The 26,643-nt window shown below is 62.4% G+C and carries 23 protein-coding genes; 8 read left to right on the top strand and 15 right to left on the bottom strand.

The genetic code is table 11. From position 1 onward, the window contains the following. Nucleotides 1–60: 60 nt before the first annotated feature. The 4 genes from IHQ43_RS16185 to IHQ43_RS16170 are packed head-to-tail and all read right to left on the bottom strand — an operon-like array spanning nucleotide 61 to nucleotide 3,921. On the bottom strand, nucleotides 61–1,113 hold the full coding sequence (locus IHQ43_RS16185) for an extracellular solute-binding protein (protein WP_192561277.1): 1,053 nt from the start codon (nucleotides 1,111–1,113) through the stop codon (nucleotides 61–63). Nucleotides 1,114–1,131: 18 nt separating this feature from the next. Next, nucleotides 1,132–1,920, bottom strand: a complete 789-nt coding sequence (locus tag IHQ43_RS16180) for an ABC transporter permease (protein ID WP_064597101.1) — start codon at nucleotides 1,918–1,920, stop codon at nucleotides 1,132–1,134. Next, nucleotides 1,917–2,834, bottom strand: a complete 918-nt coding sequence (locus IHQ43_RS16175; RefSeq protein ID WP_007959454.1) for an ABC transporter permease — start codon at nucleotides 2,832–2,834, stop codon at nucleotides 1,917–1,919. The genes IHQ43_RS16180 and IHQ43_RS16175 overlap by 4 nt, the downstream gene beginning before the upstream one ends. A 1-nt stretch (nucleotide 2,835) precedes the next feature. Beyond that, nucleotides 2,836–3,921, bottom strand: a complete 1,086-nt coding sequence (locus IHQ43_RS16170; RefSeq protein ID WP_192561276.1) for an ABC transporter ATP-binding protein — start codon at nucleotides 3,919–3,921, stop codon at nucleotides 2,836–2,838. A 140-nt stretch (nucleotides 3,922–4,061) separates the two neighbouring features. Between IHQ43_RS16170 and IHQ43_RS16165 the strand changes: the two genes are divergently transcribed. From IHQ43_RS16165 to IHQ43_RS16155, 3 genes are all read left to right on the top strand, one after another. Next, nucleotides 4,062–4,751, top strand: a complete 690-nt coding sequence (locus IHQ43_RS16165) for a GntR family transcriptional regulator (protein WP_192561275.1) — start codon at nucleotides 4,062–4,064, stop codon at nucleotides 4,749–4,751. A 132-nt stretch (nucleotides 4,752–4,883) separates the two neighbouring features. Continuing rightward, nucleotides 4,884–6,995 (top strand): hybrid sensor histidine kinase/response regulator, encoded by a 2,112-nt coding sequence (locus IHQ43_RS16160; RefSeq protein ID WP_192561274.1) that lies wholly within the window; start codon nucleotides 4,884–4,886, stop codon nucleotides 6,993–6,995. A 29-nt stretch (nucleotides 6,996–7,024) separates the two neighbouring features. Then, complete coding sequence (locus tag IHQ43_RS16155) at nucleotides 7,025–9,658, top strand: excinuclease ABC subunit UvrA (RefSeq protein ID WP_192561273.1); 2,634 nt, start codon at nucleotides 7,025–7,027, stop codon at nucleotides 9,656–9,658. Between the two features lie 120 nt (nucleotides 9,659–9,778). On the opposite strand, the gene IHQ43_RS16150 is transcribed toward IHQ43_RS16155, so the two are convergent. The 7 genes from IHQ43_RS16150 to IHQ43_RS16120 form a co-directional block, all read right to left on the bottom strand. Continuing rightward, entirely contained in the window at nucleotides 9,779–11,722 is a 1,944-nt protein-coding gene (locus IHQ43_RS16150) for a response regulator (RefSeq protein ID WP_192561272.1), read from the bottom strand. Beyond that, a complete protein-coding gene (locus tag IHQ43_RS16145; protein ID WP_192561271.1) occupies nucleotides 11,712–12,587 on the bottom strand; it encodes a sensor histidine kinase in 876 nt (291 codons plus the stop codon). The genes IHQ43_RS16150 and IHQ43_RS16145 overlap by 11 nt, the downstream gene beginning before the upstream one ends. Next, nucleotides 12,580–13,590: an ATP-binding protein gene (locus IHQ43_RS16140; RefSeq protein WP_192565015.1), complete on the bottom strand. Its 1,011-nt coding sequence runs from the start codon at nucleotides 13,588–13,590 to the stop codon at nucleotides 12,580–12,582. Before IHQ43_RS16140 ends, IHQ43_RS16145 begins: the two co-directional genes overlap by 8 nt. Continuing rightward, complete coding sequence (locus IHQ43_RS16135) at nucleotides 13,587–13,991, bottom strand: anti-sigma regulatory factor (protein ID WP_192561270.1); 405 nt, start codon at nucleotides 13,989–13,991, stop codon at nucleotides 13,587–13,589. Before IHQ43_RS16135 ends, IHQ43_RS16140 begins: the two co-directional genes overlap by 4 nt. Next, nucleotides 13,988–14,350, bottom strand: a complete 363-nt coding sequence (locus IHQ43_RS16130; RefSeq protein WP_007959463.1) for an STAS domain-containing protein — start codon at nucleotides 14,348–14,350, stop codon at nucleotides 13,988–13,990. The genes IHQ43_RS16135 and IHQ43_RS16130 overlap by 4 nt, the downstream gene beginning before the upstream one ends. Nucleotides 14,351–14,353: 3 nt before the next feature. After that, nucleotides 14,354–15,205 (bottom strand): STAS domain-containing protein, encoded by an 852-nt coding sequence (locus IHQ43_RS16125; protein ID WP_192561269.1) that lies wholly within the window; start codon nucleotides 15,203–15,205, stop codon nucleotides 14,354–14,356. Nucleotides 15,206–15,442: 237 nt separating this feature from the next. Then, nucleotides 15,443–15,964, bottom strand: coding sequence for a DUF4142 domain-containing protein (locus IHQ43_RS16120; RefSeq protein ID WP_192561268.1), 522 nt, complete (start codon nucleotides 15,962–15,964; stop codon nucleotides 15,443–15,445). Between the two features lie 205 nt (nucleotides 15,965–16,169). Between IHQ43_RS16120 and IHQ43_RS16115 the strand changes: the two genes are divergently transcribed. Both IHQ43_RS16115 and IHQ43_RS16110 read left to right on the top strand, forming a co-directional pair. Further along, nucleotides 16,170–16,412, top strand: a complete 243-nt coding sequence (locus IHQ43_RS16115) for an HP1242/YdcH family protein (protein ID WP_039768852.1) — start codon at nucleotides 16,170–16,172, stop codon at nucleotides 16,410–16,412. A gap of 109 nt (nucleotides 16,413–16,521) precedes the next feature. Beyond that, nucleotides 16,522–16,692: a hypothetical protein gene (locus tag IHQ43_RS16110; protein WP_192561267.1), complete on the top strand. Its 171-nt coding sequence runs from the start codon at nucleotides 16,522–16,524 to the stop codon at nucleotides 16,690–16,692. 162 nt (nucleotides 16,693–16,854) lie between these two features. Here the strand turns inward: IHQ43_RS16110 and IHQ43_RS16105 are convergent, their stop codons facing one another. The 4 genes from IHQ43_RS16105 to IHQ43_RS16090 all read right to left on the bottom strand — a co-directional run bounded on the left by IHQ43_RS16105 (nucleotide 16,855) and on the right by IHQ43_RS16090 (nucleotide 21,825). Then, nucleotides 16,855–17,871, bottom strand: coding sequence for an SMP-30/gluconolactonase/LRE family protein (locus IHQ43_RS16105; RefSeq protein ID WP_425220307.1), 1,017 nt, complete (start codon nucleotides 17,869–17,871; stop codon nucleotides 16,855–16,857). A gap of 56 nt (nucleotides 17,872–17,927) precedes the next feature. Further along, entirely contained in the window at nucleotides 17,928–19,073 is a 1,146-nt protein-coding gene (locus tag IHQ43_RS16100) for an SRPBCC family protein (protein ID WP_192561265.1), read from the bottom strand. 109 nt (nucleotides 19,074–19,182) lie between these two features. Beyond that, entirely contained in the window at nucleotides 19,183–20,046 is an 864-nt protein-coding gene (locus IHQ43_RS16095; protein ID WP_085610473.1) for a LysR family transcriptional regulator, read from the bottom strand. Between the two features lie 60 nt (nucleotides 20,047–20,106). Next, nucleotides 20,107–21,825: a hydrogenase maturation protein gene (locus tag IHQ43_RS16090; protein WP_192561264.1), complete on the bottom strand. Its 1,719-nt coding sequence runs from the start codon at nucleotides 21,823–21,825 to the stop codon at nucleotides 20,107–20,109. 298 nt (nucleotides 21,826–22,123) lie between these two features. Between IHQ43_RS16090 and IHQ43_RS16085 the strand changes: the two genes are divergently transcribed. The 3 genes from IHQ43_RS16085 (at nucleotide 22,124) to IHQ43_RS16075 (ending at nucleotide 26,590) form a co-directional block, all read left to right on the top strand. Next, a complete protein-coding gene (locus IHQ43_RS16085; RefSeq protein ID WP_011334510.1) occupies nucleotides 22,124–22,630 on the top strand; it encodes a sigma-70 family RNA polymerase sigma factor in 507 nt (168 codons plus the stop codon). Continuing rightward, nucleotides 22,627–23,574, top strand: coding sequence for a FecR domain-containing protein (locus IHQ43_RS16080; RefSeq protein ID WP_192561263.1), 948 nt, complete (start codon nucleotides 22,627–22,629; stop codon nucleotides 23,572–23,574). Before IHQ43_RS16085 ends, IHQ43_RS16080 begins: the two co-directional genes overlap by 4 nt. 91 nt (nucleotides 23,575–23,665) lie before the next feature. Beyond that, on the top strand, nucleotides 23,666–26,590 hold the full coding sequence (locus IHQ43_RS16075; RefSeq protein ID WP_192561262.1) for a TonB-dependent receptor: 2,925 nt from the start codon (nucleotides 23,666–23,668) through the stop codon (nucleotides 26,588–26,590). The last annotated feature ends 53 nt before the right edge of the window (nucleotides 26,591–26,643 follow it).

Genomic DNA, 26,643 nt, shown 5'->3' with positions numbered 1-26,643 from the left:
TGAAATCCTGTGGGAGCTGGCTTGCCAGCGATGGCCGCGACGCGGTCTCAAGTCAGGCGATCAGCCCTTAAGCTTCGACCAAATCCGATCCTGCAGCTCCCGCGCCTTGTTGCTGCATTCCTTCTCCGGACGCAGGCGCGAGGCGTATTCCTCGGGCATGTTGATCGCGTCCATGACCTTCCATTTCGCATCCAGCAACTGATCGCTCTGAATGCCGTTGGCATAGGCGATCGCGTTGGACACGGCAGCGGCGTTTTCCGGTTTCATCATCCAGTCGATGAAGATCTTTGCGTTGCCCGGATGCGGCGCGCTTTTCGGTACGGCGAAGTTGTCCTGGAACATCGCCAGGCCTTCTTTCGGGTACACGTATTTGATCGTGCTCTTCTGCAAGGTGGCTCGCGCTGTAGAGCCGTTCCAGTTCTGCATCATGATCACTTCGCCCGAGGCCATGCGGTCGACGGTGTTGTCGGAGCTGTACATCTTCAAAAACGGTTTCTGCTTTTGCAGCAGCTCGAGGATGCGCTTGGCGTCCTGCGGGTTTTCCGTGCATTCGTCGACGTTCAGGTAATGGCTGGCGGCGTTGATCACGCTGCTGGAGGTGTCGAGGGCGGCGAGCTGGCCTTGCAGCTCCTTGCGCGGTTCGAAGAACTCTTTCCACGAATCGTCGAGCTTGCCGCCCGGCACCCGGGCGCTGTCATAGGAAAACCCGGTGGTGCCCCACAGGTACGGCGCCGAGAACTTGCGGCCCGGGTCGAAGCTCGGGTCGCGGAAGGGGCCTTTGACGTACTGGAAGTTATTCAGGGTCGGGGCATCGATTTCCAACAGCAGGTCCTGCTTGATCAGCGTCTGCATGATCGACTGCGACGGCACGATCACGTCATACGCCGCGCCGCCGGCCTGCAACTTGGCGAGCAGGGTTTCGTTGCTGTCGTAGCCGTCCATGGTGACCTTGATTCCGGTCTCCTTTTCGAACTTGGCCAGCAGCTCCACCGGGTAGTAATCGGTCCAGTTGTAGAAGAACAATACCTTGGGCTCGGCGGCGTGGGCGCTGAACGCGGTGAAACAACTCAGGGCCAGACCGGAAATAGCCAAACGCATGCTTTTGGTTTTCATGAACAGAGCGCTCCAGGTTTATTGTTGTTTGCCGCGTTGGCCGAGCCAGAAGGCCAGCACCACGAGCACGATGGAAATCACCAGCATCAGGGTCGAGATCGCGTTGATCTCGGGCGTTACGCCGGCCTTGATCGCCGAGAAGATGTACACCGGCAACGTGGTCGAACCGGGCCCTGCGACGAAGAAGGTCATGATGAAGTCGTCGAGGCTGACCACGAACGCCAGCACCGAACCGGACAACACCGCCGGCCACAGCAGCGGCAAGGTCACGCGGCGGAACACCTGCCACGGGTTGGCGTACAAATCGTTGGCCGCCTCCAGCAGACTTTTGTCCAGATCGTTGAGCCGTGCGCGGATCGGCAGGTAGGCAAACGGAATGCAGAAGCCGATGTGCGCGACGATCACCGTCATCAGCCCAAGCTTGATCCCCAGCGCCATGAACAGCAGCAGGGTAGCCACGGCGGTGACGATCTCCGGCAGGATCAGCGGCAGGTTGATCCCGCCTTCGACCATTTTCTGCCCGTAGAACGGCCGGTAGGTCGCCAGCGCGGCGAGCAGCGCAATCGCCGTAGCGCAGACCGTGGCGATGGTCGCGACGATGATCGAATTCAGCGCGGCGGTCTGAATCGACGGGTTGGCCAGGATTCGCCCGTACCAGGCGAACGAAAACTCCGTCCACACCGTCGCCGAGCGGTTGGCGTTGAAGCTGTAGGCGATCAACACCAGGATCGGCACGTACAGGTAGGCGAGGATCAGCAGGCTGATTTCCCGGGTCGCCGGGAGTTTTTTCAGGTGCAGAGAGATCATGCTTTCGCTCCCCGGTTCAGGGTTTTCGCCGCGCTGCGGCTGTAGAGGGCGTAGAGCACCAGCGACAACAGCAGAATCCCCAGCAACAGGAACGACAGCGAACTGCCCAGCGGCCAGTTGCGCGCGGTGCCGAATTGCTGCTGGATCAGGTTGCCGATCATCAGGGTCTTGCCGCCGCCGAGAATCGCCGGGGTGATGAAGGCGCCGAGGCTCGGCACGAACACCAGCAACGCACCGGCAATCACGCCGGGCATCGACAGCGGCAGGATGATCCGCCGCAGCGCATGCCAGCGGTTGGCGCCCAGGTCATAGGCGGCTTCCACCAGACGCCAGTCGAGTTTTTCCAGGGTCGAGTAGATCGGCAGAATCATGAACGGCAGGAAGCTGTAGACCAGGCCCACACTGACCGCGAAGTCGTTGTAGAGCAGGGTGATGCCGCCGGCGCTCGGGAACAGTGCGTTGAGGCTCTGGGCGACCCAGCCCTGTTCGCGCAGGATGATCAGCCACGCGTAGTTGCGGATCAGCAGGTTGGTCCAGAACGGAATGGTGATGAGCAATACCATCAGATTGCGTCGGCGTGGAGTCAGGCTCGACATCCACAGCGCCACCGGAAACCCGAACAGGAAGCACAACACCGTGGTGCCACCGGCCTGGAACACCGAGCGCAACAACGCCTGGGCGTAAACCCAGTTCAGTTCCAGTTCACCGTCGAAACCTTCCTGGAAAAACAGCTGCACATAACTCTGCAGTTGCCATTGCGCCTGCCAGTCGACGCCGCCGTAGGTGTTGCGCGGCAGCAGGCTGATGTAGCCCATGATCCCCAGCGGAATGGCGATCAGGGCGAGCAGGGTCAACACCACCGGGCTGAGCAGCAGCGCGCGGTTGAGGGAGGGGGAAGTGCTGCTGACGCTCATCTCAGGCCTCCATCAACAGGCAGGCCTGGGGCGGCAGGTGCACCGCCACGCGTTCGCCGACCGCACGACCACGATTCAGGCCTTCGTTGTTCTCGCGCAGCATGACTTTGATGTCGTTGTTCAAGCGGCACTGGTACAGGGTCGCGGTGCCGACGTACAGCACCGCTTCGATCACCCCGCGCAGATGATGCGGCTGGTCCGCCGCGACCAGTTGCGAACGCTCGGGACGAAACGCCAGCTGCACGCTGCTGCCCTGGACGCCCTGTGGCGGGCAGGGGATTTCCACCGGCATGCCGTTGGGCACGAAGATGTTTTCGTTGTGCTCGCCGCGCTTGAGCTGGCCGGGGAGGAAGTTGATGTCGCCGATGAACTGGGCGACGAACCGGTGCTGCGGACGTTCATAGATGTCGGTCGGGGTGCCGATCTGCAGGACCTTGCCGGCGGACATCACCGCAATCCGGTCGGACAGGGTCAGGGCTTCTTCCTGATCGTGGGTGACGAAGATGAAAGTGATCCCGGCTTCCTGCTGCACACGCTTGAGTTCGACCTGCATTTCCTTGCGCAGCTTCAGGTCCAGCGCCGACAGCGGTTCGTCGAGCAACAGCACTTTCGGCTTCGGCGCCAGGGCCCGGGCCAGAGCGACACGCTGTTGCTGGCCACCGGATAATTCCGCCGGTTTGCGCCCGGCCAGATGCTCCATCTGCACCAGCGCGAGCATTTCATCGACCCGTCCGGGAATCGTCTTGCGATCAAGACCCTGCATCTCGAGGCCGAAGGCGATATTCTGCGCGACACTCATGTGCGGAAACAGCGCGTAACTCTGGAACACTGTGTTGACCCGACGCTTGAACGGCGGCAGGTGATTGACCGTTTCGCCCGCCAGACGGATCTCGCCGTCGCTGACGTGTTCAAAACCGGCGATGGTGCGCAGCAGGGTGGTCTTGCCGCAGCCCGAGGGGCCGAGGAGGGTGAAGAATTCGTTGTCGGCGATGTGCACCGACACGTTGTCGAGGGCTGGTGCCAGGCCAGGATCATCAGAATACCGCTTGGATACGTTACGCACTTCAATGGCTATTGGTTGACCCATAATGGTGCAATCCTCTAATTATTGTATGCAATATCTGAATGCAATTTAGAAATACCCGGATTAATCTGCTGGCGCAACCCCCCATTTCCCTGACTGAGTCTTTCGTCAGGCAGCGTTGCCAGCATTGAAGGAGCTTTTGAATGACCGAGAAGAAAACGGAAACCACGGTCGACCGCGTCTACCAAGGGGTTTACGAGGCGATCAGCAAGCGTTCGCTGCGTCCGGGCATGAAACTGGGCGAGGCGTCGCTGGCGGAATTGTTCAATGTCAGCCGCACGTCGGTTCGTGCTGCGCTCAAACAACTGGAGGCCGATGGTCTGGTTACCACCGAGCCCAATAAAGGTGCGTCGGTGTCGCTGCCCAGCGATGAAGAGATCCGTTCGTTGTTCGAAACCCGGCGCCTGATCGAGATCGGTATCGTCACCGAACTGTGCCGGCGCAAGGACTCCGCCGCGATGCAGGACCTGCGCGATCACCTGCTGCTGGAAGACGAAGCCCACGCGGCCGGTGATCATGAACGGCTGATCCATTTGCTCGGCGAGTTCCACATCAAGCTGGCCCGCAGCCTGAACAACCCGGTGTTGCTCGACTGGTTCCAGAAGCTGATTTCCCGCGCCTCGCTGTACGCCGCCGCGCTGGACGACGACAGCCACGAAGCCTGCCGCGACGATGAGCACCTGCGCCTGATCGAGTACATCGAGGCCGGCAATCAGAGCGCGGCAATCGAGCTGACCTGCATACACCTGGACGGCATCCAGAAGGCGATTCTCGACGTCGCTGCGAAGCTCAAGACCGGCTACCATCCGCTCAAACACCTGATCGAAGTCTGAGCGTTGGCGGCCACTGAAATCGGCTATACCTCTAATGAAACCATCGCTGCCTGATGCGCTCGAAACAGACGGGCGCGGTGCTTGATCGCGCAGCGATTGAACTGGACTCACCACAAGGCGTTGAAGCAGCCGATGCAGTTTTTAACCGATAGCCATGGGTGTGATGGCTGGCAAGGCGAGATGGCCGGGCGAATCCGTGCGTTCGACTGGAGCGGTACGGATCTGGGCCCCCTCGAAACCTGGCCGGCCAGCCTGTGCAGCACGGTCCAACTGATGCTGGCCTCGCCGTTGCCGATGGTCATGCTCTGGGGGCACTCCGGTTACATGATCTACAACGACGCCTATTCACGGTTCGCTGGCGGGCGGCATCCGTACCTGCTCGGCTCACCGGTGGAGCTGGGCTGGCCGGAGGTCGCCGAGTTCAACCGGCATGTGGTGGACACCTGTCTGGCGGGTGGCACTCTGGAATATCGCAACAAGGTGCTGGTGCTGTTGCGCGATGGCGTGCCCGAGGACGTCTGGCTCGATTTGTATTACAGCCCGGTGGCCAACGATGCCGGGGTGCCCGCGGGCGTGATGGCGATGGTGGTGGAAACCACCGAACTGGTGCTGTCCGAACGCCTGCGTCAGGCCGCCGAAGACGCCTACCGCGCCGACAACGAGCGGGTGCGCCTGGCGCTGAATGCCGGGGCGTTGCTCGGGTCTTTCGTGTGGGATGTAAGAAACAACGTGCTGTCCGCCGACGAGCGATTCGCCCGCACGTTTTCCTTTCCGCCGGATCAGGACCTGACCAACCTGCCGCAGCACATTGCCGAGGCGCACATTCATCCCGATGACCGCAGCTGGGTGCAGGAATGTGTCGAGAACTCGGTCCGTACCGGCGAGCCGTACAACGCCGAATACCGCGTGATCCGCGCCGATGGCAGCTTCCTGTGGGTGCTGGCCAGCGGTGGCTGCGAGTTCGACGAGCAGGGCCAGCCGTTCCGTTTCCCCGGCGTGCTGATCGACATTCACGAGCGCAAGGCGGCCGAAGAGTCCTTGCTCAAGTTCACCCGCAACCTCGAACAGCGTGTCGCCGATGAGGTCGAGGCGCGCCTCAGTGCCGAAGAGCAATTGCGCCAGTCGCAGAAACTCGAAGCCATCGGCGGCCTCACGGGTGGTGTGGCCCATGACTTCAACAACCTGCTACAAGTGATCGCTGGCAACCTGCACCTGCTGGCACGGCACGAGCCCAACAACGCCAACGTCCAGCGTCGGGTCAACGCCTCGCTGGCGGCGGTGGAGCGTGGCGCCAAGCTGTCCTCGCAACTGCTCGCGTTTGCCCGTCGCCAGCCGCTGTCGCCGGCCGTGTGCAATCCCCGGCAGATCTTCGAAGGCGTCGGTGAGTTGCTGCAACGGGCGCTGGGCGAAACCATTCAGATCGACGTGCAATTGCCGCAGGAACCGTGGCACATCAACGTCGACCGTAATCAACTGGAAAACGCCATTCTCAATCTGGCGATCAATGCGCGGGATGCCATGAAGGGCGAGGGCACCATTGTGCTCGGCGCTTCCAACCTCTCACTGGATCGGGCGTTCTGTTCGGGCAAGGGCATCGTGCCGGGGGACTTTGTCCGGGTCTCGGTCAGTGACAGTGGCGTCGGCATTGCCCCGCACATGCTCGAGCAGGTGTTCGAACCGTTCTTCACCACCAAGGCCGACGGCCAGGGCACCGGCCTCGGTTTGAGCATGGTGTTCGGCTTCGTCAAACAGAGCGGCGGGCATGTCGAGATCGACAGCCAGGTGGGTGAGGGCACTCGGGTGCAGTTGTACTTCCCGCGCAGCCTGCGAGCGGTGGGGCAGGCGGCGCCCAGCGTGGAGAAACCCCTCACGGGCGGCCACGAGACGATCCTGGTGGTCGAGGACAACGAAGCGGTGCGCACTTCGGCGGTCGAGCTGTTGCGCGAAGAAGGCTACCGCGTGCTGATCGCCGGCAATGGCGACGCGGCCATGCAGATGTTGATGGAAGGCGCCCGGGTTGACCTGATCTTCACTGACGTGGTCATGCCCGGCCTGATCAAGAGCTCCGATCTGGCGGCGTGGGCCAAGGTGCAAATACCGCCGGTGGCGGTGCTGTTCACCTCCGGCCACACCCGCGACATCATCTCGCGCAACCACCAGCTCAGCCCCGACACTCATTTGCTCGGCAAGCCTTACGGCCCCGAAGCATTGCTGCAGATGATCCGCTCCGTGCTCAGTGCCTGAGCTTCGAATCCCCTGACCAAGGCTGGCCAATGACCTCCAAGCGCAGCTCAAATTCCGCCGCTGGCATGGTTCGTGTGCGTGGCGCCCGCGAACACAACCTGAAGAACGTTGATGTCGATATCCCCCGTGATGCGCTGGTGGTGTTCACCGGCGTGTCGGGTTCGGGAAAGTCGTCGCTGGCGTTTTCAACGCTGTATGCCGAAGCCCAGCGGCGCTACTTCGAATCGGTGGCGCCCTATGCGCGGCGGCTGATCGATCAGGTTGGCGTACCGGATGTCGATTCCATCGAAGGCTTGCCGCCGGCCGTGGCCCTGCAGCAACAGCGCGGCACGCCGAGCACGCGCTCATCGGTGGGCAGCGTGACGACGCTGTCGAGTCTGATCCGCATGCTGTACTCGCGCGCCGGCAGTTACCCGCCGGGTCAACCGATGCTGTATGCCGAGGATTTTTCACCGAACACGCCGCAAGGCGCCTGCCCGCAATGCCATGGACTGGGCCGGGTTTACGAGGTTACCGAAGCGTTGATGGTGCCCGATCCGGACCTGACCATCCGCCAGCGCGCCGTGGCGTCCTGGCCGCTGGCCTGGCAGGGGCAGAACCTGCGCGACATTCTGGTGACCATGGGCATCGACGTCGATATCCCGTGGCGCAAGCTGCCGAAAAAACAGCGTGACTGGATCCTCTTCACCGAAGAAACGCCGACCGTTCCGGTGTACGCCGGGCTGACGCCGGAAGAAACCCGCGTCGCCCTCAAGCGCAACATGGAGCCGAGTTATCAAGGCACGTTCACTGGCGCCCGACGCTATATCCTGCACACCTTCACCCATTCGCAAAGTGCGCTGATGAAGAAGCGCGTGTCGCAATTCATGATCGGCAGCCTGTGCCCGCTGTGCGATGGCAAGCGGCTCAAGCGCGAGGCGCTGTCGGTGACGTTTGCCGGGCATGACATCGGCGAATTGTCGCGGATGCCGCTGCTGCAAGTCGCCGAGGTCTTGAAACCGGTGGCGGACGCGAGCTGGCTGGAACACCCCGATGAAACCGGTGAAACCCTGACCCACCGCCAGACCCGCGAAGCCCGACAGCAGCGCGTGGCCCACGGCGCCAGCGGCCACGCCAACGCGCCGGACGTTCGCCATACGCCGAACCTGTCGCTGGAAAAACGCCTGGCCGCGCAGCGCATTGCCGAGGACTTGCTGGACCGGGTCAGCACCCTGACCGATCTCGGCCTCGGTTATCTGGCACTGGAGCGCAGTACGCCGACCCTGTCGTCCGGCGAGTTGCAACGCCTGCGGCTGGCTACCCAACTGGGCTCGCAATTGTTCGGCGTGATCTACGTGCTCGACGAACCCTCTGCCGGCCTGCACCCGGCTGACGGCGAGGCACTGTTCGAGGCCTTGCAGCGCCTCAAGGCTGACGGCAACAGCGTGTTTGTGGTCGAACACGATCTGGACACCATGCGCCGGGCCGACTGGCTGATCGACGTCGGCCCGGCAGCAGGCGAAAAGGGCGGGCAGATTCTCTACAGCGGCCCGCCGCCGGGGCTGGCGGCGATCGAGCACTCGCAGACCCGTGCCTATTTGTTCGCCGAACAGCAACGGCCGACCCGCGCCGCACGTAAACCGTCGGGCTGGCTGAAGCTCGACGGCGTCACCCGCAACAATCTCGATAACCTCAGCGCCGAATTTCCCCTGGGCTGTTTCACCTCGGTCACCGGGGTTTCCGGTTCGGGCAAATCGAGCCTTGTCAGTCAGGCACTCCTGGAACTGGTCGGCGCGCAGCTCGGGCGCAGCGTCAGTGATGCCGAGCCGGAAGAACTCAATCTGGAGGATGACACTCCGCTCGCCAGCACCGGCCAGGTCAGTGCCGGGCTGGAATCGATCAAGCGTCTGGTGCAGGTCGATCAGAAACCCATCGGCCGCACCCCGCGTTCGAATCTGGCGACTTACACAGGGCTGTTCGATAACGTGCGCAAATTGTTCGCCGCAACCTCCGAGGCGAAAACGGCGGGTTACGACGCCGGGCAGTTTTCCTTCAACGTCGCCAAGGGTCGCTGCCCGACTTGCGAGGGCGAGGGATTTGTCAGTGTCGAGTTGCTGTTCATGCCCAGCGTTTATGCGCCGTGCCCGACCTGCCATGGCGCGCGTTACAACCCCGAGACCCTGGCCATCCTCTGGCAGGGCTTGAGCATCGCGCAGGTGCTGCAACTGACGGTGGACGAAGCGGTGGCGGTGTTTGCCGAGCAACCGGGGATCCGCCGTTCGCTGGAGGTGCTGCGCGACATCGGTCTCGGTTACCTGCGTCTCGGGCAACCGGCAACCGAATTGTCCGGCGGCGAAGCCCAGCGGATCAAACTGGCCACCGAACTGCAACGCAATCAGCGCGGCGCGACGTTGTATGTGCTGGATGAACCGACCACCGGCCTTCACCCGCGCGACGTCGACCGCTTGCTGGCGCAACTGGATACGCTGGTGACGGCCGGGCACACGGTGATCGTGGTCGAGCATGAAATGCGCGTGGTGGCGCAGAGCGACTGGGTGATCGACATGGGTCCGGGCGCGGGGGATCAGGGCGGCAGGATCGTCGTGGCCGGTACGCCGCAGAAGGTGGCGGCGAGCAAGAAGAGCCGGACTGCGCCGTTTCTAGCCCGGGCCCTCAGCCGCTGAGTGCGTCGTTTGGGCCGGCCTCATCGCGGGCAAGCCCGCTCCCACAGAGTCTGATGTGTTCACGAATTTGTGTACGGCACAAAAAACGGTGGGAGCGGGCTTGCCCGCGATGGCGGTGTGTCAGGCACCGTCGAGGGTGCGACGTACCTTGTCCAGCAATTCGCTGATCTGGAATGGCTTGACCAGCATGTCCATGCCCGCACCGAGAAACACCTGGCGGTTGATCGCTGTTTCCGCGTAACCGGTCATGAACAGGATCGGCAAGGCTTCGCGCCAGCCCCGTGCAACGTCGGCCAGTTCGCGGCCGCTCATGCTTGGCAGGCCGACGTCGGTCAACAGCAGGTTGATCGACGGGTCGTTCTGCAAGCGCTCCAGCGCCGTTTCGATATCGCCGGCCTGGGTGCAGCGGTAGCCCGCGTCCTCCAGCACTTCAGTGACGAACAGCCGCACCGACGGCATGTCCTCGACAATCAGCACATGCTCGCCGGATCCCTGTGGATCGACCACTGGCGGCATCAGATCGACAGCGGTCGGATCGTTGGTGGCCGGCAGCATGATCGTCACTTCGGTGCCGCGTCGGGCCACGCTGCGGATGTGCGCATCGCCACCGGACTGACGAGCGAAACCGTAGATAGTCGACAGTCCCAGACCGGTGCCCTGGCCCAGCGGTTTGGTGGTGAAGAACGGGTCGAACACCTTGTCGATCACGTTGTGCTCGATGCCGGTGCCGTCATCGCGCACCGACAACGCCACATAGGATCCATCGGTAAGATTTGGATCGCCGTGAGAGTACGCCGCATAGGTGCTGACCCAGATATTGCCGCCCTGAGGCAACGCGTCCCGGGCATTGATCACCAGGTTGAGCACCGCGCTTTCCAGCTGGATCGGGTCGACCAGCGCAATCGCCGGTTTAGTGGTCAGCTCAAGCTTGAGGGCGATACGTTCGCCGATGGTGCGCATCAGCAACTCTTCGAGCGAACGCACGTGATCGTTGATGTCCACCGGGCGGGTGTCGAGCGGTTGCTGTCGGGCAAAGGCCAGCAGGCGATGGGTCAGTGAGGCCGCGCTCATCGCCGAGTTCAGGGCGGCTTCGGCGTAGAACTTGACTTTGTCCGTGCGGGCATCGGCAACGCGTTTCTGGATCAGTTCGAGGCTGGTGATGATCCCGGTCAGCAGGTTGTTGAAGTCATGGGCGATGCCGCCGGTGAGTTTGCCCAGCGCATCCATTTTCTGTACTTGCAGCAGTTGCGATTCGGCGCGGACCCGGTCGGCGACTTCCTTGGCCAGTTGCGTGGTGGTGTCGTCCAGCCGCGCCAGGTGCGAGCGCTCACGATGACGGTGTTCGGTAACGTCTTCGACGAACACCAGGCTCAGCCTCGGGGTGCGATAGGGTGAAATCTGCCACTCGGTCTCGCGGATCTCGCCCTGCACGCGCATATTCAGCGTGCCTTTCCAGCGCTCGCCGTCCTCCAGTCGCAGGCGCAGTTCGTCGAGGATCGCGCTCTGATCCTCGGCGAAGCATTCGCTGAGGGTCTGCGGGTCGCGGTTGTCCTGGATCAGTTGGGAGAAGGCGTGGTTGCACTCGTGGACTTTCAGGTCGGCGTCGAGCACCGCAATCGGCGCGGAGACGTTGACGAAAATCTCGCGGAAACGCGCCTCGCTTTCGCGCAACGCGTTCTCCGTGTCGCGCACCCGCAGCAGGGTGCGCAACGTCGCCAGCAGCACATCGGGATCGACCGGGTGAATCAGGTAGGCATCGGCCCCGGCATCGAGGCCGGTGATGATGTCGCCCGTCTGGATCGACGCCGCCGACACGTGGATCACCGGCAGCAAGGCGGTACCCGGCTCGGCACGCAGTTTGCGCACGATGTCGAAACCGCTCATGTCCGGCAGATTGACGTCGAGTATCAGCGCATCGAGCGCTTCGCTGGCGATCAGTGCCAGACCTTCGCCGCCCGTGCCGGCCTCCAGCACTTCGTAACCATGGCGCTCCAGCCGCCGGCGCAAGGCATAGCGAGTGGCGACGTTGTCATCGACGATCAACAGACGGATGTCATGTTTCATCGACGTTCTCCTGGGCAATCGCCAACGGAATAATCACGAAAAAGCTCGAGCCCACGCCCGGTGTACTCTCGACACCGACCTCACCGCCGAGCAGTTCGGCGAAACGCTTGCACAGCGACAGGCCGAGCCCGGTGCCGCGCAGGCGTTTTTGCAGCGGCGAGTCGACCTGTGAAAAGTCCTCGAACAGGGTGCCGTGCAATTCAGGGGCGATGCCGATACCGGTGTCGCTGACGGCGAAACGCACTTTGTCCTGACCTTCAAGGCGCGCCGAGACCCGGACTTCGCCACGGGTGGTGAATTTCAGCGAGTTGGAAATGAAGTTGCGCAGGATCTGCGCCAGCTTCTTGTCGTCGGTGAAGAGACGCGGCAGGCCCACCGGCTCTTCGAAAATCAGGTCCACAGCCGTGGCGTCGACAATTGGCCGGAACATCCCCCGCAGTGCGGCGAACAGATCGAACATGTCGAACCACGCCGGGGAAATGCTGATGCGTCCGGCCTCGATCTTCGCCAGATCGAGCAGGTCGTCGACCATGTCGCTGAGCTCACGGGCGGCGCTGCTGACGAACGCGACCTGCTTGTGTTGCTCGGGACTGAGCGGGCCGTCGAGTTCGTCGGCCAGCAGGCTGTTGATGCTCAGGATCGAACCCAACGGGGTGCGGAACTCGTGGCTCATGTACGACAGGAAGCGGCTTTTCAGATCGGACGCCTGGCGCAGCTGTTCGGCCTGGGTGTCGAGTTCGGCGTACAGGGCGAGCACGCCCTGATTGGTTTCGTCGAGCTCTTCGCGCAGCGCCGCGGTTTCGCTCTGCAACTGGGCGATCAGTGCGGCCTGCTCGGCGTTGTTCAAGGTCGGGGACTCAGTCATGGGCAGACTCCAGGGCAACGACCAGCACGGTTACATCGTCGCGCGCGCGACAGAAATCGCGGTGCAGAACGGTGGCAATCACGGCGGGATGGCGATGCACCAGACCGGGGTAATCCTGAAGGTTCCAGCGGGACTGCAAGCCGTCGCTATACATGATCAATAGATGTCCGTTCACGTGAGCATAGTCAAAGGGCTGGGCTTTTCGGTATTGGCCGCCGACGATTCCGGGGTGCGAGGCCAGTCCGCGGGATTTGTCGGCCGTGACAAGACTGGCGCCGATGTTGCCGACACCGGAATAGGTCAGGCTGTCGCGCTCGCCATGGAACTGCGCAAACGCCACCGCGCCGCCCCGGGTGCCGATCATTTCCCGGTGCAGGTCTTCCATCAGCAACACCGGGGCGGCGAATGGGGCCAGGGCGAAGGCTTTCTCACCGGCCCGTCCGGCGCGCTCGGCGTCTTCGCCATGGCCCAGACCGTCAACGATCAGGGCGCTGATGTCCGGCCCGTTGAACGCCAGATGCCAGACATCACCGCACGCGGGGTCGTTGTGCAATGAGTGCTGGCTGATGCCGAAACGCTGATCCGGCTGCCGGTCGCTGCGTGGATACAGCCGCGCCAGCAACACCGCGCCCCGAGCGTCGGCGTACACATCAAAGACTTCAGTCTGACGCGACACCGCACCGAGGCCGATCCCCTGCGTGCCACCCGTGGAAAAGCCGTCGGCCATGCACGCGTCGAGATCGAAGCCGCCGGCCCGGTCGACCGCCAGTATTTCAATACCGAAACCCTCGGCCCGCTTCAGCACCCGTAGATGCATTTCGCCGTGCGTCGCATGTTTGAGCACGTTGCTCGCCAGTTCCGTGGCCACCAGTGCGACACGTCCGGCATCGCGTTCATCGAAACCGTGCTGTTCGGCCAGCCGCTGCGCCGTGCGCCGGGCATGGCCGATCTGGCTGCTGTCCTCGATCACCAACACCTGGGTCAGGCTCCCGCTGATATTCATGTCCATCGGGTGATCGTTATGCGAGTGCCTTTGCCGGGCTCGGTGTCCAGTTCGAACTCGTCCACCAGTCGCTTGGCCCCGGTCAGGCCCAGGCCCAGACCGCTGCCGGAGGTCCAGCCATCGGTCATCGCCAGTTTGAGGTCGGGAATGCCGGGGCCTTCATCGCGAAAGGTCAGGCGCAGGCCGACCTTGTGGTTGTCGTCGAGGATCTGCCAGTCCATGTCGCCGCCACCGCCATAGACCATGGTGTTGCGCGCCAGCTCGCTGACGGCGGTCACCAGTTTGGTCAGGTCGATCAGGCGCATGCCGCATTCGGTGGCCAGTTTGCGCGCCAGTTGCCGGGCGAGCACCACGTCCTGCTCGATGTTGATCGGTTGTGTACCGCTGCTGCGCACGGTCATTGCTGGCGTACTCGTTCCTGCAACAGTTTCATGCCGCGCTCGACGTTCAGCGCGGTGCTGACGCCCGGCAGGTTCAGGCCGAGCTCGACCAGCGTGATCGCCACCGCCGGCTGCATGCCGACGAGCATGGTTTCGGCGTCCATGATTTTTGACAGACCGGAAATGGTGCCGATCATCCGGCCGATGAACGAATCGACCATGTCCAGCGCCGAGATGTCGATCAACACCCCACGGGCAGAGGTTTTGCTGATGCGCTCGGACAGGTCGTCCTGCAGGGTGAGGGCGAGCTGGTCATGCATGTCGACCTGGATGGTCACCAGCAGGAAGTCGCCCATCTGAAGAATCGGGATGCGTTCCATCGTTTAAACCGTCTTCGCGAGGGTGATGCCCAGGCGAGTCAGCGCCAGTTTCAAGGCATCGGCCAGATTGGCCTTGGTTACCACGCCTTGCAGGTCGAGGCCCAGGTGGACGATGGTCTGGGCGATCTGCGGTCGCACACCGCTGATGATGCAATCGGCGCCCATCAGGCGGATCGCGGTCACGGTTTTCAGCAGGTGCTGGGCCACGAGGGTGTCGACGGTCGGCACGCCGGTGATGTCGATGATGGCGATTTCCGAACCTGTGTCGACGATGCGTTGCAGCAGCGATTCCATCACCACCTGAGTACGCTGTGAGTCGAGGGTGCCGATCATCGGCAGGGCGAGGACGCCATCCCACAGCTTGACCACCGGGGTCGACAGTTCCAGCAGTTCTTCCTGCTGGCGCTTGATCACGGCTTCACGGGATTTCTGGAACGTGCGGATGGTGTGCAGGCCGAAGGCGTCGAGCAGTTCGGAAATTTCCCAGAGCTGTTCGGCGAGCAGGGCCGGTTGATCCTGGTAATGGTTTTGCAGCAGGGTGAACAACGGGCCCTTGAGCGAGAAAATGAAGCTGGCGGTCTGCTGTGAGTCCTGCCCGAGCAGGGCCCGGCTGTGGGAGAGTTTTTCGAGGAACTGGCGGATGCTTTCCCAGCCCGGCGCGGCGATGTTGGTGCCGTTGTCGTTTTCCAGTCCGCTGACCACCAGTTGCAGGAACTCGGTGGTCTGTTGCTGTATGTCGTGTTCTTTGAGGTTGCGGGTAGCGCCGCTGGCCTGCAGTCCGTTGATCCATTCGCCCAGCAGTTGTGCCTGTTTGTTTTTGATCGCATCGAGTGTGCTGTTCTGCAGTGCTGCCATGTGCGTCGTGCTCCATTGCGAATTGGGGCCGGTTCTTTGGAAAATGACCGGCGCGAAGTGAATGACCCTTGGCGTTCGAAATAGTTGTTCGATATTGCGAGGATATTTTTGATCTGCCGCAAGAAACGCACCGTTAACTCTAGTCGCCATGGCTGGCGACGCTGATCTTTTGCGAAAAACGGCGTGCCAAAAAAGAGGCCGCGTCCAATGGAGGCGGCCTCTTGAGATGTGTTGCGTTTATTTGCTCGGGTGCTTGGCCTGCAATTCCTTGGCGGCGGCCAGGTGTTTTTGCAGCCCCGGGAGCATTTTCTGGGCGAAACCCTTGAGCTCGGTGGCGCCCTTGACCTGATCGTCGGTCACGGTGTTGGCCTGTTTCTCGAACAGCTGGATGGCTTCTTCGTGGGCCTTGACCTGATTGTTGGCGTAGGCGGCGTCGAAGGACTCATCGCGCATGTCGAGGATTTTCTCTTTGGCCTGTTTGACCAGCGTGGTGGTGTCCGGTACTTCGATGTCGTTGGCCTTGGCGATCGTGGCCAGTTCATCGTTGGCCTTGCCGTGGTCGGTGATCATCATGTTGGCGAAGGCCTTGATGTCGGCCGACTGGCTTTTTTCCAGGGCAAGGCGACTGGTTTCGATCTCGGCGATGCCGCCGGCAGCGGCGTTGTCGACGAAGTCATTGTCAGTGGCGGCGAAGGCCGAGCCCATGCCGGTGCTCAATGCAACGGCCAGGAAAAGATGACGCAGTTTGAATCCGTCCATTGTTGCTTCTCCACGCAGGTTTTTGTGAGCGTTATTCAATGGAGGGACGAGCGCGGGCGAAGGTTTTATCGGGTTTGCGACAGGGCGACGAACGGGCACCGCTGGTCTGACAGGTGGTCGACAGAACCGGTCAACCGAGGCCATTCTGATAACTGGCCAGCGCAATCGGTCGTGTTGGCTGCCGATCAACTGACGGAGGTGTTCCATGCCGGTGACCCATGATTTGTTACAGGACTTGAAACTTACGAAGGAAGAGATCCAGCAACGACGCACCGCGGATCCACATCTGGATGCACTGATCAACAAGTATTCCCAGGCGGACGCCGAAGTCGTCAAGGCCGAGACGGCGACTTCGGATGCACCCAGCGACGACACACTGAAGAAACTCAAAGAGAAACGCTTGCAGGTCAAAGACAAGATCGTCGAGCAATTGCAGGCCCGATCCTGACCGTCAGTCGCGCCACCGGCCTCCGGTGGTGAAATGACTGGAACGACAGCCCCGACCGGCACCTCGAATGTTCAGAGTCTTCAAATAGCGACTCTCTGCGAGGTGCCTTATGAACAAGCCAAAATTCCCCAGTGAAGAGCAGGGCGCATTTGACCCGGTTCCGACGCATCCCGAGCCCAACAGCCCGGCGCACACCGTTCGTAATCCTGAAGAGGAGCGCAAGAGCGAGGAAGTGCCGGAGGACGAAGATCCCGACAAGTTCGATCGATCCAGTAACTGATAGTCCGCCATCGCTGGCAAGTCGAGTCGTCGCACCGCAGCTCCCACAGTGACCGTGTTGGTCGCGAAACCTGCAAACGACGAAAAACCCTGTGGGAGCTGGCTTGTCGGCCCGCCGCATCGCAGCGATGGCGTCAGCCAATTCATCACAAATCTCAAAGCCTCACTTCAAGGCCGCCTCCAACGGCAAGCGCGCCATGTGCGTGGCCTTCAGCGAGCCGAAATACAACCAGTTGCCATACTCGCGCACCGTGGTGATCGGCGAGTAATTGCCGCTGCTGGCATCCTGCAGATTGGCGATCACCTTGCCGTCCAGATCCAGCCCCAGCACGAACCCGCGTTTCTCCACCGGTTTGGGCAGCACGGTCATCGCCCGCACGATCATCTTGCGTACGAACGGGTGTTCAGCGGTGCGGTCGAGCAGCGGGTTGCGCGGCGTGTACAGCGCCACCCAGAAGCGATCCCGACCATTGAACGCAAGGTTGTCCGGCAGCCCCGGCAGGTTGTCGATGAACAGGTCGTGGGTGCCGGCCTTCGGCCCGGTCAGCCAATAACGGCTGATTCGATAGGCGCCGGTTTCGTTGACCAGTACGTAGGCGTCTTCCGGGCCGAGGGTCACGCCGTTGGCGAACTCCAGTTTGTCGAGCAGCACGACGGTCTTGCCGGTCTGGAAGTCATAGCGCAGCAGGCGTCCGTCACCGCCATGTTCAATGATCGCTTCGCCATCGCGACCGTAACCCCAGCGACTCGAAGCATCGCTGAAATAGGCGTAATGCCCGGACTTGTCGATGGCCACGTCATCGGTGAAGCCGAACGGCAGGCCATTGGCTTCGGTGGTCAACGCCACCAGCCGGCCCTGCGCGTCGAGAGACAGCAAACCCTTGACCCCGTCGGCGATCACCAGCAAACCGTTGGAATGCCGCGCCAATCCCAGCGGCCGGCCGCCGGTATCCGCCAGGATTTGGCGTTGCTGGCCGTCGAGGCTGGTGCGCAGCAGGCGTCCGTCATGCAGCCCGGTAATCAGAAAATCGTTTTCCAGCAGCAGCGCTTCCGGGCCTTCGATGTCACTCGGGCCGACTTGCGCCGCGCCCTTGAGTCGCTGGTTGTCAGCGTACGGGCCTTCGGTCAGCGAGGGCGCCTGTTGCGGCGTCCAGGCCACGGGCTCGACCTTGGTCGGCATCAACAGCAAAAAGGCCAGAAGTCCGACAATCAGCAGCAACACCAGAGAGCGCCATCTCACACGTGAGCTCCTGCAAGGGCCAGGTGCCGGGTCGCCATGTCGCGCAGGGCCAGCATCGAAGCCGCCGATTCGCGATCAATGCGCCGTTTGAGCAGCAGGTGGTTGGCAATGCGCAGACCGATGCCCTCGAACTGGTAATCGAGGGTACGCACGAACCGCGTGGCATCGTTGTGCGCCGAGCATTCATAGGTCAGCAGCAACGACAGACCCTGATCACCCTGGGCCCGGGCACACCAGCGCCGGCCGGGCAGGTACTCGGTGACTTCCCAGCGCAAATGCCCCTCGCGACCGCCGGCGTGGATGTCCTCGTCGAATCGCGCCCCGGCATGCAGCGCACCGCTGGGACCGTCAATCTTCAGCGAAGACGGGTGCCATTCAGGCCAGCGACTGACGGTGGCGGCGTAGGCGAGGACGGCGATCGGATCACCGGCGATGTCGACTGTGTGCTGCATGCGGGTCATGGGCGTTCTCGAATCGGTTGAAGGGGCGGTATCCGGCTCCCAGTAGAGGGTGCCGAACAGGTAGTCCATCAGCGGAAAAACGATGTTGAAATTTCGCTCCTGCATGCGCTCGCGACGGTGATGCAGCTCGTGCAGGCGGCGCATCTGGCGGATCCACGGCAGGCGGGTCAGCGGGTTCTGCGGCGGCAGATGCTCGCAGGCATGGAACACTTCATAGGTCAGGTAGCCGAACACCATGCAGCCGCCGAACAGCCCGGCGACGTTGGCGTTGATCTGCGCGAACAGCCACCACAGGGGCAAGGTGATCGCCAGGGTGTGCAGCACGATCAGCCAGGCCGGAAACAGGATCACCCGCCAGTCGCGGGCGCCGTCGTAAGTCATGTGGCCGGGGGTGAAGAAGCTGTGATGATCGCCCGCATGCCGGGCGTAGAACATTCGGGCGAAGCTTTTTTTATGGTGGCCGAGGTGGCGGTGCACCATGTACACGCCGAAATTGAAGAACAGCAGGGTCAGCGGCACGGTCAGCCATTCCAGCGGCCGCACCTGGTGCACGCTGCTCCAGAACGCGCCGATGGCCAGCGCGCCGAACAGCAGCACGAACGCGCCGTGCAGCCACGGGTTGTAGCGCGGATGGATCGCCGCACGGTAGCGGCTGCGAAATGCCTCGGTGGTCTGCCTCACTGCGGTCACCTGCGGATATTGTCATTATCCCGGCAGATTAGCCGATCCCGCCGTTTGTGCAGGGGCAACCTTCAGGTCACAACTGCCATGATCCGGTGTATGGCGGCCGTCAGCTCAACGGGTTCCAGCGCTGCGACCAGTCATCATCGGCCCTGATGACTTCGCGCAGCAGATCGAACGCCTGTTGCAGGATCGCCGAGTCGCGGTCGCGGGAATAGACGAGGTAGGTCGGATAGCCGAATTCCGGGGCTTTGGTGACCGGCTCCAGCGCGCCGCTTTCCAGATAAGTGCGCACGACCCGGGTCCGGAAATAGCCGCTGCCGCCGTTCTCCAGGATGTATTGCAGGGCCAGCGGGCCGAGGTTGAAGCTCAGAGCGGCCTTGGCCTTTTCCGGCAGGGCCGCGTCGTGCTGGCGGCGGAAGTCCGGGCCCCAGTCGATGTACACGTAAGGGGCAGGGCGGCCGGGCGTGGTGACCAGAATCAGTTTCTCTTCCAGCACCTGCTCGACCTGCAGCCCCGGCCAGTATTCCGGTTGATAGACCAGCGCCGCATCGAGCACCCCCAGTTCGAGCTGGCGCAGCAGGTTTTCGCCGTCGCGGATGTCCATGCGCAACGCATGGCCGGGGATTTTCTCCCGCAGCTCAGCAGCCCAGCTGAGCATCAGCGGGTTGCACAGGCTGACCTCGCCGCCGATGTGCAGCACGTTGTGATAGCCCTCGGGCAAGGGCAGGTCGCGGCGCGCCGCTTCCCAGGTCTGCACCAGTTGATTGGCGTAGACCACAAAGGCCTCGCCGTTGGCGGTCAGCCGCGCACCGGCACGGTTGCGCACGAACAGCGTGCTGCCCAACTGACTTTCGAGTTTCTGGACCCGGGCAGTGATCGCCGTTTGGGTGACGAACAGCTTTTCAGCCGCCGCGGCGAGGCTGCCGTGGCGGACGATTTCCAGAAAGGTGCGGGCGAGGTCGATGTCCATGGGCGGGCCGGTGGTTGAGGTGCGCGCATTGTACGGGCAGCCCCGGGACCGCGTCATTGTTCAGTCAGCCACTTCGACATCACGCACCCGCGCCCAATCCTCCACCAACCGCGCCGGCGTGCAGCAAGTCTTGCGCTTGTAGACGAAGTTGCGGCACTTCTCGGCGAACTGATTGCGGTTGTACAGCATGTCTTCCTGCATCTCTTGCAGCTCGGCCTCGCGGCATTGGCGGATCAGCACATGATCGACCCGCAGCTTGCGTTCGCGCACCGGCGCATACGTCGGATCGCTGAGCACGCTGTTGGCCCGTTGCAGCAGCCACAGCGAAAACTCGTCGGGGCAGCGCGGGCCGATTTCCTGGACCATGCCCAGTTGCAGCGCCTGCGCAGCGCTGACCGGCAGGCAGGCCTGGGTCAATTGTTCGGCCATGGCCGGGCCGATGGCGCGGGGCAGGCTGTAGGTCCAGTATTCCGAGCCGTACAGGCCCATGCTTTTGTAATGCGGATTGAGCACGATATCGGCGCGGGCGAACACAATGTCAGCCGCCAGTGCGAGCATCACACCGCCGGCGCCCGCATTGCCGGTGAGACCGCTGACCACCAGTTGCCGCGCGCTGAGCAATGCTTCGCACACATCATCGATGGCCTGGATATTGGCCCAGGCTTCGGCACCCGGATCCTCGGCGGCCTGAATCACGTTCAGGTGCACACCGTTGGAAAAACTGCCGCGTCCGCCCTTGATCAACAACACCTGGGTGTCGCGGGATTTTGCCCAGCGCAGCGCCTCGACCATGCGTCGGCATTGTTCGGTGCTCATGGCGCCGTTGTAGAACTCCAGCGTCAGCTCGCCGACCTGACCGGACTCGCGATAACGGATCGGTTGATACGCCTCGTCGCTGAACGGCGCGTTGGCAACCGACCAGTCCAGCACCGGCACGCCGGACAACTTTCCGGCCAGCACATGCCGCGCAGGACGCTTGAAGGTCTCTTCGCCCGGTTGCGGTTTGCGTCGCAGCGAGCCGATCCACAGGCTGTGATCACCGGTCGCTACGAGTACTGCGTCGTCGTGTACCGCGAGAATCTCGCCGGGGATGCCAGTGCGCTGATCGGGGTGCGCGTCGAACACGTAATACTGTCCACCGGCGAGGCTGGCGAGTACGCCGGGCTGGCCGTCCGCCGCGTCGATGCAGCGCTTGATGAAGCGCGAACAGTCGTGCCAGCTGAAGGTGCGGTCGTCCTGTTTCATGTTCGGTTGCAAGCGTCCACGCACTTTCGGATCGTTGTAATCCAGCGCCACCGGCACAAAGCCTTCGATGAATTTTTCCACCACTTCACGGATACAACGGATCGCCGCGTCGCTGACCCGGCCGTTGTACAGCTCGGATTTGCGCAGGCCTGTCGGCAGGTTGAATTCGCAAGTGGCCCAGACCGGACCAGCGTCCATTTCCTCCACCGCTTGCAGGGCGGTCACGCCCCAGGACGGCAGCTCGCGCATGATTGCCCAGTCCAGTGCGCTGGCACCGCGATCACCGACGATGCCGGGGTGAATGATGACAACCGGACGCTGCGGGTTGCTCCACAGTGCGTGGGGAACACGGTCCTTGAGAAACGGGCAGATCACCAGGTCGGCACCGCTGTTTTCGATTTGTTCGCACACGGCGGTTTCGTCGGTAAACAGCACCACGCTGGGTGAATGTCCGGCCTGACGCAGTTCCAGCCACGCGCGCTGGGTCAGGCCGTTGAATGCCGACGACAGAAGAATGATGTTGAGTGATCGCATGATTGCTCTTCCTTGAAAGGTCAGCCGCAGGCTCCCGGTGAGCCGTCCGTGGCTATCGATGGAGGCGCAAGGTTAGAGAGTGGCGTGGCGGGCGCCAGTGATCGAGATCAACGTTGTGTCAGCCAGTGTTGCCGTGGCGACGACAGGCCTTATTCTCAAAGGTTTGCTTGTCCTGATTTTTTATTACTTCAAATGTCTCAGGCGCTATTGCACAGTCGCACCCCTGATCAACGCCGGAAGATCCCGGCGTATCCATGGATTTTCGCAGCGGGTGGAGCCCGTTTTCAGGGAGTAAGGCATGGGGAGTCACAACCCGCATTACCAGGTCATCGGACAGATGTTCCAAAAGGACTACCGATGGTTGTGTGCCGCGGTCAGCCGAACCCTGGGCTGCCCGCACAGCGCACAGGACATTGCTTCGGAAACTTTTCTTCGGGTGTTGGCGCTGCCCGATCCGCTGGCGATTCGCGAACCCCGCGCGCTGTTGACCACGATTGCGCGGCGGCTGGTCTATGAAGGCTGGCGCCGGCAGGATCTGGAGCGCGCCTATCTGCAAAGCCTTGCCTTGGCGCCGGAGCCGGTGCATCCGTCTCCCGAGGAACGGGAGTTGGTGATCGAAACGCTGCTGGCGGTGGATCGCTTGCTTAACGGCTTGTCGGCCAAGGCCAAGGCTGCGTTTCTCTATCACCAGCTTGATGGCCTGACCTACAGCGAAATCGGCGAACGCCTCGGCGTGTCCACCAGCCGCGTGCAGCAATACATGGTCGAGGCGTTCAAACGTTGCTATCAGGCGATGCAGGCATGAGGTCGGACGAAACGCTGATCGACGAAGCCGCGCAATGGATGGCGCTGCTGCAATCGGGGGATGTCAGCTTGCAGGAGCGTGCTGCGTTCGACGCCTGGCGCACGGCAGATCCACGGCATCAGCAGATCATCGAGCAAATGGGGGGCGGTTTGAATCTGCTGCGCCATTCGAACCTGCGCGGACTGCCCCGTGAGAGTGTGCTGCACAGCCTGAATGCGCCGTCCAGTCGCCGACGGTTCCTCAGCGGCAGTTTGAGCGTACTCGGCATCGCCGTGTTAGCGGGCTTGCTCGGTCGACGTTATGGCTGGCTGCCCGAATCCGGCGAGTTGTCGACCGGTACTGGTGAACGACGTGAATTCACCCTCGAGGACGGCAGCGCCCTGACGTTGAACGCCCGCAGTCGTGTGGTGCCGCGTTTCGATAGCGTGGAACGCCTGCTGGACTTGCGCAGCGGAGAGCTGCTGATCGATGTCGCGAAGAATCTGGCCCGGCCATTTGTGGTCGAAACCGAACATGGGCGGATGCGTGCGCTCGGGACGAAATTTCTGGTGCAGCGCGGTGAGGATTCGACGCGGTTGGTGATGCTGCATTCGCAGGTCGAAGTGGTCACCGCCAGCGGTGCGCGGCAAGTGGTGGAGGCGGGTGAAAGCCTGCTGTTCGACGCTCGGGAAATCCTCGCGCTGGAACGCAGCAAAGGACAGGAAAGTGCCTGGGTGCAGGGACGGCTCGAGGTGCGCGATCGCCCCTTGAGCGAGGTCATCGACAGCCTGCGCAGTTACCGTCGCGGCATCTTGCATCTGAGCCCCGAGGTCGCCGGTCTGCGCCTCAGCGGCCTCTATCCGCTGGATGACAGCGACCGCACCCTGCAGCTGCTGGAGCGTTCGCTGCCGATCCGTGTCACCTGGCACAACCCGTACTGGGTCAGCATTGAAGCGCGGTTATAAATCCATAACTTCCCGGTCTATCCGCACCCCTATAAAAAGCGCCGGCCCACTGCTCATTCCCAGCAGACGCCTTCAACAGGGAAGCCCCTCGATGTTCTCATTCAAACAACAACAATTGTCCCGCCTGACGCTGGCCATCGTGCTGGCGACGGGCATTGTCCCGGCCGCCGTTCAGGCACAAGACGCCGCCACTCAGGTCTTTACCTTCGACATCGCCGCAGGGGCCCTCGACGAGGTGCTGCTGGACATCTCGCGCCAGACCGGCGTGCCGATCTCCTTCAGCCAGAATCTGGTTCAGGGCAAGCGCAGCAGTGCAGTGCGCGGCGCATTGGGTGGCCGTCAGGCGGTGGAGAAGGCCTTGCTCGGCAGCGGTCTGCAAGTCGAGCAGGGCACCCAGGGCCTGAGCATTCGCCCGGCCGATGCGCCAAGCACCGCGCCGCTCAAGGCGGCTGCCGTGGTGCCCGCCAGCAGCGCCGATTACCGCATGGAAAAAGTCACCGTCACCGGCTCGCGTATCGCCCGTGCCCAGAGCGATGGTGCGACCCCGGTCAACGTCATCACCCACGAAGAAATGGAAGCGCGCGGCTACAAAAACGTCTACGACGCCCTCGCCACGCAGACGCAAAACACCGGCATGACCCAGGGCGAAGACTACGGCAACACCTGGCAACCGGCGGCCAGCGCCCTCAACCTGCGCGGACTTGGCCCCAACCACACGCTGGTGCTGATCAACGGCCGGCGGGTCGCCGATTACCCGACACCGTACGATGGCAAGGTCAACTTCACCAACCTGGCGAATATTCCGTCGGCGATCATCGACCGCATCGAAGTGCTCAGCAGCGGCGCCTCGGCGATCTACGGGTCTGATGCGATTGCCGGGGTGGTGAACATCATCCTCAAGGACAAAATGAATGGCGTCGACGTCAACCTCAAGGGCGGCACCAGCGAGCGCGGCGGCGGCGACAACCAGCGCTTGCAGATCAGCGGCGGTGGCAGTTGGGGCGACTTCGACGGGTTGTTCGGACTCGAACTGACCAACCGCGATCCGATCTGGGCCGATGATCGCGGCTTCATGCAGAGCGGGCCGCTGGCGGATGTCGGCTACCGTCGCGACCTGACCAACAACCGCTATCTGGGGCCCGGCTGTGGCGCGTATCAGGGCACGTTCGACAACAAACTGTTCAACAACGGCGGGCGTTGCCGCACCGACCAGATCTACAACGATTACTGGACCGTGCAGACCCAAAAGGAAAACTACGACGGCTACACCCGTGGAACCTGGCATTTCAGCGACAGCGGTCAGGTCTTCGCCGACTTGATGTACGGCCTCGATCACATCCAGAACAACACCCGTGGTCCGACTTTCACCTCGCCGGATTTCATCAACCAGAACAGCGGCAATCTGGAGCGCTGGTATCGGCGCTTCGGTGAAGAGGAAATCGGCGGCCGCACCAGCAACAACAGCAAATGGCGCGATACCTCATGGACCGGCACCCTGGGTCTCTCGGACAAGATCGCCGACACCGGGTGGAACTATGAACTGGCGGCCAATCGGTCCGAGTACAAAAGCGTGCGCACCACGCGTTACACGCCGCTGTCGTCGATCCAGGATTTCTACCTCGGCCCGCAGTTGGGCACCCGTGGCGGTTACCCGGTGTTTGCGCCGGATGCCTCGCGCCTCGACCGGCCACTGACGCCCCAGGAGTGGGAGCAGTTTCGCGGCAACCTGACGCAGAGCAGCAAGTCGGTATCGACCAGTTACAACGCTTCGGTCAACGGTGAATTGTTTGATCTGCCGGCCGGCCCGGTGGGATTCGCCGGTGTGCTGGAGGCGGGCAAGCAGGAATATCGCATCGATCCCGATGACAGCCTCAATGACGGCAGCTTCTACGGCGTGACCCCGGCGCAAAGCTCCGGCGGCTCGCGCAAGCGTTACGCGGCGGGCGGCGAGTTCAGCATTCCGGTTACCGACACCGTATTGGCGACGGCAGCGGGGCGTTGGGACCAATACAAATTCAGCGGCCGTACCGAACAACAGAAAACCTACAACCTCGGCCTCGAATGGCGGCCGGTGAACAGCCTGCTGGTGCGCGGCAGCTACGGCACCAGTTTCCGCGCCCCGGACCTGAACTACATCTATCAGTCCGACAGCAACGGTTACTACCCGGCGCAGATCGACTATTACGGTTGCAGCCAGGGCGTGGAGGGCGCGTGTGATCGCGGGCGCGTCGATTACACCCAGAGCGGAACGGCGGATCTGGAATCCGAACGCGGCAAATCCTGGACATACGGTTTCGTCTGGTCGCCGTCGCGCAACTTTGATTTCTCCACGGACTTCTGGCGGGTGGAGATCGATGATCTGCTGACCACCGTCGACGAAAACCGTCTGTTGCAGCAAGAGAACGAATGTCGCAATGGCACCCAGGACATCAACTCGGCCAACTGCCAGTCGACCCTGGCACGCGTCGATCGCAACCCCGGCAATGCCGCCATCGATCCCAATCAGTTGCAGCGGGTGCGGGTGAACGCGATCAACGCCGCCAGCGAGCGAGTCAGCGGCCTGGACTTCAAGAGCAACATCCGCTGGGGCGCCGGGCAGTACGGCGCGTTCAGTTCGGCGCTGGGCTACACCCTGGTGCTGTCGCATTACTACAAGGAATCGGACGAAGCCCCGACCCAGGATTGGCGTACCTCGCGCACCAATTACGACTGGCGCAGCAAGGTCAATGCGAGCCTGACCTGGGATTACCAGAAGGCCACGGCAACGCTGATGGGGATTCGTTACGGTTCGGTCACCAACGGCGCGGGCGATGGGCGACTGTCGCCGTGGACGGTGTTCAACGCCAGTGCGCGGTACAAGCTCAACGACCGGGCGAGTGTCGGGCTGACCGTGAACAACGTACTTAACCAGGTCAAGCATGACGACTCGGCGGGGTGGCCGTATTACCCCACCGGCAACTACGACCCGTACGGGCGTCAGTGGTGGCTGGATGTGAGTTATCACTTCGGCAGTTGAGGACGAAATGACGCCCGGCAGCGTCCTACGGAAGTTGCCGGGCTTTGTGCGAA

The sequence above is a fragment of the Pseudomonas gozinkensis genome, assembly GCF_014863585.1.
Taxonomy (GTDB): Bacteria; Pseudomonadota; Gammaproteobacteria; order Pseudomonadales; family Pseudomonadaceae; genus Aquipseudomonas; species Aquipseudomonas gozinkensis.
The sequence above is the reverse complement of the archived record's forward strand: the minus strand, read 5'-3'. Positions and strand labels throughout refer to the sequence as shown.

Coding starts and splice junctions, on each gene's coding strand:
- IHQ43_RS16185 (WP_192561277.1), bottom strand. CDS start 1,113: ATGAAAACCAAAAGCATGCGTTTGGCTATTTCCGGTCTGGCCCTGAGT.
- IHQ43_RS16180 (WP_064597101.1), bottom strand. CDS start 1,920: ATGATCTCTCTGCACCTGAAAAAACTCCCGGCGACCCGGGAAATCAGC.
- IHQ43_RS16175 (WP_007959454.1), bottom strand. CDS start 2,834: ATGAGCGTCAGCAGCACTTCCCCCTCCCTCAACCGCGCGCTGCTGCTC.
- IHQ43_RS16170 (WP_192561276.1), bottom strand. CDS start 3,921: ATGGGTCAACCAATAGCCATTGAAGTGCGTAACGTATCCAAGCGGTAT.
- IHQ43_RS16165 (WP_192561275.1), top strand. CDS start 4,062: ATGACCGAGAAGAAAACGGAAACCACGGTCGACCGCGTCTACCAAGGG.
- IHQ43_RS16160 (WP_192561274.1), top strand. CDS start 4,884: ATGCAGTTTTTAACCGATAGCCATGGGTGTGATGGCTGGCAAGGCGAG.
- IHQ43_RS16155 (WP_192561273.1), top strand. CDS start 7,025: ATGACCTCCAAGCGCAGCTCAAATTCCGCCGCTGGCATGGTTCGTGTG.
- IHQ43_RS16150 (WP_192561272.1), bottom strand. CDS start 11,722: ATGAAACATGACATCCGTCTGTTGATCGTCGATGACAACGTCGCCACT.
- IHQ43_RS16145 (WP_192561271.1), bottom strand. CDS start 12,587: ATGACTGAGTCCCCGACCTTGAACAACGCCGAGCAGGCCGCACTGATC.
- IHQ43_RS16140 (WP_192565015.1), bottom strand. CDS start 13,590: ATGAATATCAGCGGGAGCCTGACCCAGGTGTTGGTGATCGAGGACAGC.
- IHQ43_RS16135 (WP_192561270.1), bottom strand. CDS start 13,991: ATGACCGTGCGCAGCAGCGGTACACAACCGATCAACATCGAGCAGGAC.
- IHQ43_RS16130 (WP_007959463.1), bottom strand. CDS start 14,350: ATGGAACGCATCCCGATTCTTCAGATGGGCGACTTCCTGCTGGTGACC.
- IHQ43_RS16125 (WP_192561269.1), bottom strand. CDS start 15,205: ATGGCAGCACTGCAGAACAGCACACTCGATGCGATCAAAAACAAACAG.
- IHQ43_RS16120 (WP_192561268.1), bottom strand. CDS start 15,964: ATGGACGGATTCAAACTGCGTCATCTTTTCCTGGCCGTTGCATTGAGC.
- IHQ43_RS16115 (WP_039768852.1), top strand. CDS start 16,170: ATGCCGGTGACCCATGATTTGTTACAGGACTTGAAACTTACGAAGGAA.
- IHQ43_RS16110 (WP_192561267.1), top strand. CDS start 16,522: ATGAACAAGCCAAAATTCCCCAGTGAAGAGCAGGGCGCATTTGACCCG.
- IHQ43_RS16105 (WP_425220307.1), bottom strand. CDS start 17,871: ATGCCGACCAAGGTCGAGCCCGTGGCCTGGACGCCGCAACAGGCGCCC.
- IHQ43_RS16095 (WP_085610473.1), bottom strand. CDS start 20,046: ATGGACATCGACCTCGCCCGCACCTTTCTGGAAATCGTCCGCCACGGC.
- IHQ43_RS16090 (WP_192561264.1), bottom strand. CDS start 21,825: ATGCGATCACTCAACATCATTCTTCTGTCGTCGGCATTCAACGGCCTG.
- IHQ43_RS16085 (WP_011334510.1), top strand. CDS start 22,124: ATGGGGAGTCACAACCCGCATTACCAGGTCATCGGACAGATGTTCCAA.
- IHQ43_RS16080 (WP_192561263.1), top strand. CDS start 22,627: ATGAGGTCGGACGAAACGCTGATCGACGAAGCCGCGCAATGGATGGCG.
- IHQ43_RS16075 (WP_192561262.1), top strand. CDS start 23,666: ATGTTCTCATTCAAACAACAACAATTGTCCCGCCTGACGCTGGCCATC.